This is a genomic window from Streptomyces torulosus (assembly GCF_001419765.1).
Lineage (GTDB): Bacteria > Actinomycetota > Actinomycetes > Streptomycetales > Streptomycetaceae > Streptomyces > Streptomyces torulosus.
Genome location: NZ_LIRK01000493.1, coordinates 1 through 8,586, shown reverse-complemented (window position 1 = coordinate 8,586; position 8,586 = coordinate 1). Strand labels below are relative to the sequence as shown.

Annotated in this window: 7 protein-coding genes and 1 pseudogene; 6 read left to right on the top strand and 2 right to left on the bottom strand. The window is 73.2% G+C overall.

Annotated features, from left to right (window positions below):
• Nucleotides 1-66 precede the first annotated feature (66 nt).
• The 3 genes and pseudogenes from cobT to AOK23_RS49035 all read left to right on the top strand — a co-directional run bounded on the left by cobT (nucleotide 67) and on the right by AOK23_RS49035 (nucleotide 2,970).
• The gene (gene cobT / locus AOK23_RS30940) at nucleotides 67-1,188 is read left to right on the top strand and encodes a nicotinate-nucleotide--dimethylbenzimidazole phosphoribosyltransferase (protein ID WP_055715880.1); all 1,122 of its coding nucleotides are present in this window, start codon (nucleotides 67-69) and stop codon (nucleotides 1,186-1,188) included.
• A 196-nt stretch (nucleotides 1,189-1,384) separates the two neighbouring features.
• Nucleotides 1,385-2,138, top strand: a pseudogene (locus AOK23_RS45795) (phosphatidylglycerol lysyltransferase domain-containing protein); the annotation flags it as partial.
• An 82-nt stretch (nucleotides 2,139-2,220) separates the two neighbouring features.
• Nucleotides 2,221-2,970, top strand: coding sequence for a hypothetical protein (locus tag AOK23_RS49035; RefSeq protein ID WP_420823766.1), 750 nt, complete (start codon nucleotides 2,221-2,223; stop codon nucleotides 2,968-2,970).
• On the opposite strand, the gene AOK23_RS30925 is transcribed toward AOK23_RS49035, so the two are convergent.
• A complete protein-coding gene (locus tag AOK23_RS30925) occupies nucleotides 2,895-3,677 on the bottom strand; it encodes a hypothetical protein (protein WP_055715877.1) in 783 nt (260 codons plus the stop codon). The two genes, AOK23_RS49035 and AOK23_RS30925, sit on opposite strands and share 76 nt — an antisense overlap.
• A 113-nt stretch (nucleotides 3,678-3,790) precedes the next feature.
• On the opposite strand from AOK23_RS30925, the gene AOK23_RS30920 reads away from it, so the two are divergent.
• Complete coding sequence (locus AOK23_RS30920) at nucleotides 3,791-4,588, top strand: adenosylcobinamide-GDP ribazoletransferase (RefSeq protein WP_055715876.1); 798 nt, start codon at nucleotides 3,791-3,793, stop codon at nucleotides 4,586-4,588.
• Nucleotides 4,589-4,648: 60 nt separating this feature from the next.
• Here the strand turns inward: AOK23_RS30920 and AOK23_RS30915 are convergent, their stop codons facing one another.
• On the bottom strand, nucleotides 4,649-5,458 hold the full coding sequence (locus tag AOK23_RS30915) for an endo alpha-1,4 polygalactosaminidase (protein ID WP_055715875.1): 810 nt from the start codon (nucleotides 5,456-5,458) through the stop codon (nucleotides 4,649-4,651).
• 489 nt (nucleotides 5,459-5,947) lie between these two features.
• Here AOK23_RS30915 and AOK23_RS30910 point away from each other — a divergent pair, with 489 nt between their 5' ends.
• Both AOK23_RS30910 and AOK23_RS30905 read left to right on the top strand, forming a co-directional pair.
• The gene (locus AOK23_RS30910; RefSeq protein ID WP_055715874.1) at nucleotides 5,948-7,486 is read left to right on the top strand and encodes a leucyl aminopeptidase; all 1,539 of its coding nucleotides are present in this window, start codon (nucleotides 5,948-5,950) and stop codon (nucleotides 7,484-7,486) included.
• A gap of 290 nt (nucleotides 7,487-7,776) precedes the next feature.
• Nucleotides 7,777-8,586: FAD-dependent oxidoreductase (locus AOK23_RS30905; RefSeq protein ID WP_157878204.1), on the top strand; the 810-nt coding region annotated here is incomplete at its 3' end.

The window sequence follows — 8,586 nt, the reverse complement described above, 5'->3', positions numbered from 1 at the left end:
GGCGGGTGTGCGGTGGGTTTCGGTGTGGCGCGGTCGTGTTCGATCGCTGCCGGTACTGTTCGGCGAATGAGCTCGCTTAATCTCGACGACTTCACCGATCTGATCGAGCGCCCCGACGGCGGGGTGCGCCGCGACGCCGAGGCGCGGCGGGAGAGGCAGATCGTGCCGCCCGGGGCGCTGGGCCGGTTGGACGACCTCGGTGAGTGGCTGGCGGCGGCGCAGTCCGCCGTGCCGGTGCGGCCGATCGGCCGGGCCCGAGTGGTGCTGTTCGCGGGTGACCACGGCGTCGCCGAACTGGGCGTCTCCGCCCGACCCGCGGGCACGGCGGACCAGTTGGTGCGGGGCGTGCTCGACGGAAGCAGCCCGGTGGCCGTGCTGGCCCGACGGCTCGACGTACCGATCCGGGTGGTCGACCTGGCGCTGGACTGCGACCCCGGGTCACTGCCCGAGGAGGTCGTACGGCACCGGGTGCGGCGCGGCTCCGGGCGCATCGACATCGAGGACGCGCTGCCCCTGGAGGAGGCGGAGGCCGCGTTCCGGGCGGGCGTCGCCGTCGCGGACGAGGAGGCCGACTCCGGGACGGACCTGGTGGTGCTCGGGGACCTCAGCGTCGGCGGGACCACGGCCGCGGCCGTCCTCGTCGCCGCGCTGTGCGGGACCGACGCGTCGGTGGTGACCGGGCGGGGCGGCCGGGCGATCGACGATCTGGCGTGGATGCGCAAGTGCGCGGCCGTACGGGACGCCCTGCGGCGGGCGCGGCCCGTCCTCGGGGAACAGTTGCAGCTGCTGGCGGCGGTGGGCGGGGCCGATCTCGCGGCCATGACCGGGTTCCTGCTGCAGAGCGCGGTACGGAAGATGCCGGTCATCCTCGACGGCGTGGTGTCCGCGGCGTGCGCGCTGGTCGCCCAGCGGGTGGCCTTCCGAGCGCCGGACTGGTGGCTCGCCGGGCAGAGCAGCGGCGAGCCGGCACAGGCCAAGGCGCTGGACCGGATGGCGATCGAGCCGCTGCTGGACCACGGGGTGAAGGTCGGGGAGGGCGCGGGTGCGTTGCTCGCGCTGCCCCTGGTGCAGGCCGCGGCGGCGCTGGCCGCTGAGCTGCCGGAGGGGGAGCCGGCGGAACCGGAGAAGACGGCCGACGACAGCGGGGCCGAGGAGAAGAACCTCGCGGAGGAGTACGACGCGACGTAGGACGCCGCCGGGGCACACCCATGGCCGCCGGGGCACACCCCACCGTCGACGGGGCACCCCTGGCGGGAAGGGAACGGAACGGCCGGCTCGGCACCGCCGAGCCGTGCCACCCCGGTCACGCACCCCCGGTCACGCGCCACCACCCGAAGGGCACTCCAGCGGCCCGGAGTGACCGTCGGGCTGGCCATGAGATCCCGGCGACCGGGACTCCCTCGGATACTTCGCGCTGCGGCGGGAGAAGAGCGTCCTCTGGCCGCCGACGGGCAGGCGGGCATCGCCTAACGGGTGCTGGGCGATGCCTCACTGGCCTCCGGCGACCCGATCGGCGACCCGGATGCATGGCCAGACGCCATCGGGCCGTGGCTCGTCGAGGCCCGCTTGCACGGTGGACCCGGCGGTGATGGGCGCGGGGAAAGAGGCCGGGACCGTGTACGCGCGGCACGGGCTCGACGCGCTGGAACTCGGGGACGAGGCCGTCCTCGACACCGCCGAGTTCACCCTCGGCGGGCGGGCCATGCGGAGCGTACGGCAGGCGTACAACCGGGTCCGGCAGGCCGGGTACACCGTGCGGATCCGGCGGGCACGCGGCCATCCCGGACGACGAGATGCCCGCTCTGCTCCAGCGGGCCGAGGAGATCGGGATCACGCAGGTCTCGCTCAACTTCGCGATGTTCCGATCGGTCTTCGAACGTGGCGCGCGCCTCGGCGCGGGACCGGTCCTGCGGCTGTGGCGGTCGCTGCTCAGCTTCTTCTCCCGCTGGTGGCGGATCGAGTCGCTGTACCGGGCCAACGCCAAGTACCGGCCCATCCGGGAGCCGCGGTTCCTGCTCTTCGAGAAGAGCGCGGACCTGCCGCGCATCGCCGTCGCCGCGGCCCGCGCGGAGGGCTTCCTGGAGGCGCCGGGACTGCCGAAGTGGCTGCACCGCAGACACCTGGAGTCACGCCGGTGACCGCGTAAGGGGACGGGCGTCCGGCGACGGACGCGCGGGGCACCCGCGTCGGGACCCGGCGTACGGAACAGACGCACGGGACATGGGGACGAGGACGTACACAGATGCGGGCCGGCGGATGAACGGGGTCGCCCGGGCGGTCCGCGCCGAGTGGGGGCCGTTGTACGACACCGTGCGCCCGGCCCTGACGCGCCGGCTGCGGGCCGTCCCCGTGACCGTCGCCGCCGTCGGTCTGGCGACGGTCGTCCACCTCGTGCACCGGCAGTCCTGGGGCTACGGGTTCATCGAGGACGTGGGCGCCGTACGGGCCGAGGACCCGCTGTGGCTGGCGTTGCTGCGGACCCCGCTCTCCCTGTTCGTCCCGGCGCTGGACCTGCCCGTGTGGGGTGCGCTCGCGCAGATCCTGCTCGTGTTCGGGATCGCGGAGATCTGCCTGGGGAAGGGGCGGACGCTGGCCGTGGCGTGTCTGGCGACGCTGGCCGGCACGCTGTACGCGCGCGCGGGCATCGCGCTCGGCCCGGACGTCCCCTTCGTGGGGCTGCCCGCCTCGGACGCCCAGGTCGTCGACACCGGGCCGTCGGCGGCCGTGGTGGGCCTCGCGGTGTTCCTCGGGTGGCGGTTCCGGGCGTACGTCACGGCGGGCGCGGTCGTCGTGGCGATGGTCGTCGAGGTCCTGGTCAAGGAGAACCTCGCGGGCAAGGAGCACCTGGCGGCGATCGCGGCCGTGCTGGCGCTGTGCGGGCTCCTGGCCGTGCGTCAGCGGCGTTCCGCCCGGTCGGGCGGGGGGGCCGGCCCGGAGGGCAGGTCCGGGGTGCCGCCGATCCAGTCCTGAAGACGACGGCTCGGGCCCGACCAGCGGCGGTCGTGACGGTAGGACCGCAGCAGGGCCCTGGCGCGGGCGCGCGGACGGCGGCGGTAGAAGCGGCGGGCCCAGGCGGAGGTCGGGCGGGCCAGGCGGACGGCTCCGACGACGGCGACGATCGGGATGATCACCCCGAAGATCGCCGTGCGGGCCTTGCCCTTGCTGAGGGCGACCAGGGCGATGAGGAAGTTCGTGCCGATGGTGAGCAGGGCGGCGCCCCGGTCCTGGAGCTCCTCCTCACTGAGGTCGTTGACGCCGAACGGCAGGAAACCGCTGAGGACGAGGCCCACCAGGGCCGCCGTCAGCACCACCATCTCGACGCTCTTGCGGCCCTCCTCCGACCAGTACACGTCGTCGAGGTGCAGGATCAGCGCGAACTCGTCCAGCACCAGCCCGGCGCCCATGCCGAAGATCACGGCGGAGAACAGCGCGCCGAAGCCGTGCCCGTCGGAGGCCACCGAGCCGAAGCCGCCGGCGATGGTGAGGAGGACACCGGGGACGACATGGTGGATGTGGACGCCGCCGCTGCCGCTGATGTTGCGGAAGGGGCCCTTGCCGGCCCGGATGAGACGGGTGATGAGCCGGGTGATCAGGAAGGTCAGGACGAACGCGGTGAGCGCGAGAAGCAACGGCAGTTTGCCCGGCTCGGTGATGTTCCGTTCCCACCAGTGACCCATAGGGGCACTTTATGCGGATACGCCCCGACTGCCTCGCACAGTGCTGCCGTTCGGGCCTCCCCGCCCCCATGGGCGCCGTTCTCGCCTCACCGGCCGCCGGGTAGCCTGCGCCGGTGCCCACGACCCCGGCGCCCGCGCCCACCCTCTCCGACGGCCTGCGTTTCGCCTTCGGCACCCTGACCGTGCTGCCGGTGCGGGTGCCCCGGTGGGACCGCGACGCCGCGCGCGTGGGGATGCTGTGCGCGCCCGCCGCCGGGCTGGTGGTCGGCGTCGCCGCGGCCGCGCTCGGCGGGCTGCTGCTGCTCCTGGGCGCGGGGCCGCTGCTCGCCGCCGTGGCCGGTGTCGCCGTACCGGCCGTGCTCACCCGGGGACTGCATCTGGACGGGCTCGCGGACACCGCCGACGGGCTGGGCAGCGGCAAGCCCGCCGAGGACGCGCTGCGGATCATGAAGCAGTCGGACATCGGGCCGTTCGGCGTCATCACCCTCGTACTCGTCCTGTTCGCCCAGGTCGCCGCCCTCACCGAGGCGTACGGGGAGTCCTGGGCCCTGGGCGCGGTCGCGGCCGTCGTCGCGGCGACCACCGCCCGGCTGGCCCTGACCCTGGCCGCCCGCACCGGCGTTCCGGCCGCCCGGCCCGAAGGGCTGGGCGCGGCGGTGGCGGGGGCGGTGCCGGTGCGGGGCGCGGTGCTGGCGGCGGCCGTCGTGGGCTGCGTGGCGGCGGGCGCGGGCGCGCTCCTCGGGCCGTACGACCTCGCTCGTACGGTGCTCGCGGTCGTCGTCGGCTGCGCCGCCGCCGAGTCGCTGCTGCGGCACTGCACACGGCGGTTCGGCGGGGTGACCGGCGATGTGTTCGGAGGGCTCGCGGAGACGGCGGCGACGGCGGCGCTGGTCGTGTTCACCCTGGGGTGAGCCCGGGGGCAGCCAACGGGTGACCGGCCCACCGGGTGGCAGGCCCGCCGCGCGCCGGGGTCAGCAGGCCTCGCGCCACACCCCCAACTCCCACTTCTTCAGCAGGGAACTGAGTCGCAGCCGCCGGGACTCGGGGCAGAAGTCGCCCGTCTCCATCTCGTACTCGACGTGGAAGACCGCCTTGTCCGCGTCGATGAACGGGGTGAGGGTGTCGCACTCCTCGTACTGGGCGCACTGTTCGTTGACCGCGAAGTCGAAGTCGTCGACGAGGGCGGGGATCTGGTCGAGATCGTTCTTCAGTCCCACCGCCAGGCCCCGTTCGTGGGCGAGGCGGGCGACGAGACGGTTGTAGCGGAGCTGGTCGGCGGCCTTCAGGGGGAAGCCGGTCCGGTTGCGGTAGCCGTCCATGTTGTCCGGCTCGACCGCGTCGAAGCCCTTCTCCGCGCACATGTCGATCCGGGCGGCCATCAGCGGTTCGAGGACGTCGAGGCGGCGGATGTCGAGCCAGCGCTCCCCCTCCCAGCCGTTGCCCCGGCCTATCACCGACTCGGGGAACTCGTCGGCGTCCGGACGCCAGTCCTCCCAGGCGCCGGTGGACAGGTAGCAGATGACCTTGCGGCCGTCGTCGTGGAGGCCTGCGACGGTGTCCGCGGAGTGGTCGAAGCCGTCGATGTCGTACACGGGGACGTCGACGGAGGTGTCCAGGCGCCCGCTCAACTGCCACTGCCAGTCCGTGCCGGGCTTCGGCCGCCACCGGTCGCCCGTCCGCGGGCCGGGGTCCGCGCCCGGCTTGTCGTCGGGGGCGGCGGTACAGCCCCCGACCAGCAGGAGCAGGGTCAGCAGGGCGCTGCGGGCGGGGGCGCGTCTCATCGCAAGGGCTCCAGGGCGGGCGGCAACGTACCCCAAGGATGATCGCCGACGCGGGACACCGCGAGGAGCACGGCGGCGACGGCCGGTGAGGCCACCGGCCACGGCAACCGGCGCGGGCCCGGCACCGGTGTCACCATCGCCATCGCTGTCGGCACCGGCACCCACACCCACATCAGGCGTGCGCCATCGGCATCGAGCTGAGGGCCAGGGGTCGTTCGTGGCCCCGTGGCCACCGTCCGCACAAGTGACCGACATCGGCTTCGCGCGACAAGGGTTCCCCCTATGCCGAAGTCATGGGGATCTCCCTGCATGGGCCGGGCGGAAAGTCAGGGAGGCTGGTGGCAGCGAACGCCGTCCGGCCGGCCGGTGCGGAACCGGCCCCCGCGCCCCAGATCCGACGGACCGAACAAGGGCCTAGGCTCGTGCCCGGCACGTCGACCCGATCCGTTCGGCTACCCAAAACTCAATCGGAAGCGAGATTTCACCACCGTGACTGCTCTCACTCTCAGCACCGCCGCCGCGTCCGGCCTCCGCGCCGACGCGATCGTGGTCGGTGTCGCGAAGGGCGCCAAGGGCCCGGTCGTTGCCCCGGGTGCCGAGACCGTGGACAAGGCGTACGACGGCAGGCTGGGCGGCCTCCTGGAGACCCTCGGCGCCTCGGGCGCCGAGGGCGAGGTGACGAAGCTGCCCGCCCCGTCCGGCTTCAAGGCGCCGCTCGTGGTGGCGGTGGGCCTGGGAGCGGAGCCCGACAAGGACGGCTCGTTCGGCGCGGAGACGCTGCGCCGGGCGGCCGGTGCCGCGGCCCGTGCCCTGGCCGGCTCGAAGAAGGCGGCGTTCGCCCTGCCGCTCGCCGACACCGACGCCGTGGGTGCCGTCGCCGAGGGCGCGCTGCTCGGCGCGTACTCGTTCGACACCTACAAGGAGAACGGCCGTCAGGCCAAGGACGCCGCCAAGGCGAAGAACGGCAAGGCCCCGCTCGCCGAGGTGGCGCTGCTCGGCGCCAAGCCGCGCGACCGCGCCCACAAGGCCGCCGTCGAGCGCGCCGTCGCGGTCGCCGAGGAGCTCAACCGCGCCCGCGACCTGATCAACACCCCGCCGAACGACCTCGACCCGGCGGCGTTCGCCGCGATCGCGCAGGGCGCCGGCAAGGAACACGGCATCAAGGTGACCGTGCTCGACGAGAAGGCGCTCGCCAAGGGCGGCTACGGCGGCATCCTCGGCGTCGGCGCGGGCTCCGCGGCCACGCCCCGGCTGGTGCAGCTGACCTACACCCACGCGAAGGCCACAAAGCACCTGGCGTTCGTCGGTAAGGGCATCACCTACGACTCGGGCGGCATCTCCCTCAAGCCCGCCGGGCACAACGAGACGATGAAGTGCGACATGAGCGGTGCCGCCGCCGTGTTCGCCGCGGTCGTGGCCGCCGCGCGCCTCGGCCTGGAGGTCAACGTCACCGGCTGGCTGGCCCTCGCCGAGAACATGCCCTCCGGCACCGCCACCCGGCCGGGTGACGTGCTGCGCATGTACAGCGGCAAGACGGTGGAGGTGCTGAACACCGACGCCGAGGGCCGGCTGGTGCTCGCCGACGCGCTCGCCAAGGCGTCGGAGGACGCGCCGGACGCGATCGTCGACGTGGCGACGCTGACCGGGGCGATGATGCTGGCGCTGGGCAACCGGACGTTCGGCATCATGGCGAACGACGACGCGTTCCGCTCCGCGGTGCACGAGGCGGCGGAGGAGGTCGGCGAGGCGGCGTGGCCGATGCCGCTCCCGGACCACCTGCGCAAGGGCATGGACTCGCCCACCGCCGACATCGCGAACATGGGCGAGCGGTACGGCGGTGGGCTCGTCGCCGGCCTGTTCCTGAAGGAGTTCGTGGGCGAGGGCATCACGTGGGCGCACCTCGACATCGCGGGTCCGGCGTTCAACGAGGGCGGCCCGTTCGGGTACACCCCCAAGGGCGGTACGGGGTCCGCGGTGCGGACGCTGGTGCGGCTGGCCGAGCGGGCCGCCGCGGGTGACCTGGGCTGACGTCCGCCACCGACGCGACATCCGAGGGGCGCGGGCGACCGCCGGCCGGCTGTGGCCGGTCGCGCGGCCGTCCGCGCCCCTTCGGGTTCCTCCGGGTGCCGGGCCGGTTCACATGTGAGCGTGTGGTGTCTCACACCCCGGCCCGGCGTCTCGTTCCCTCCCGACAAGTGCGAAGATGGGGCTCGGCAGGACAGGGCCCCCACCACAGGGCCGAAGAAGAGCGGCCGGACACCAGCCGCCGCCCGGTCACTGGAGACCGGCGTACGGCGCACATGCATGGAGGACGTGACGTGGCGAACGACGCCAGCACCGTTTTCGACCTAGTGATCCTCGGCGGTGGTAGCGGTGGTTACGCCGCGGCCCTGCGCGGGGCGCAGCTGGGCCTGGACGTCGCCCTGATCGAGAAGGACAAGGTCGGCGGCACCTGCCTGCACCGGGGATGCATCCCCACCAAGGCCCTGCTGCACGCGGGCGAGATCGCCGACCAGGCCCGCGAGAGCGAGCTGTTCGGTGTGAAGGCCACCTTCGAGGGCATCGACGTACCGGCCGTCCACAAGTACAAGGACGGCGTCATCTCCGGCCTGTACAAGGGCCTTCAGGGGCTGATCGCCTCCCGCAAGGTCACGTACATCGAGGGTGAGGGCCGGTTGTCCTCCCCCACCTCCGTCGACGTCAACGGCCAGCGCGTCCAGGGCCGCCACGTCCTGCTGGCGACCGGCTCCGTGCCGAAGTCGCTGCCGGGCCTGGAGATCGACGGCAACCGCATCATCTCCTCGGACCACGCCCTGGTGCTGGACCGCGTGCCGAAGTCGGCGATCGTCCTCGGCGGCGGTGTCATCGGCGTCGAGTTCGCCTCCGCCTGGAAGTCCTTCGGTACGGACGTCACGGTCATCGAGGGCCTGAAGCACCTCGTCCCCGTCGAGGACGAGAACTCCTCCAAGCTTCTTGAGCGCGCGTTCCGCAAGCGCGGCATCAAGTTCAACCTGGGCACCTTCTTCTCGAAGGCCGAGTACACCCAGGACGGTGTCAAGGTCACCCTCGCCGACGGCAAGGAGTTCGAGGCCGAGGTCCTGCTGGTCGCCGTCGGCGAGGGTGACCTT

Excerpts from the sequence above, each read along its gene's own strand:
- cobT (WP_055715880.1), top strand. The coding sequence starts at position 67 with ATGAGCTCGCTTAATCTCGACGACTTCACCGATCTGATCGAGCGCCCC.
- AOK23_RS49035 (WP_420823766.1), top strand. The coding sequence starts at position 2,221 with ATGGGGACGAGGACGTACACAGATGCGGGCCGGCGGATGAACGGGGTC.
- AOK23_RS30925 (WP_055715877.1), bottom strand. The coding sequence starts at position 3,677 with ATGGGTCACTGGTGGGAACGGAACATCACCGAGCCGGGCAAACTGCCG.
- AOK23_RS30915 (WP_055715875.1), bottom strand. The coding sequence starts at position 5,458 with ATGAGACGCGCCCCCGCCCGCAGCGCCCTGCTGACCCTGCTCCTGCTG.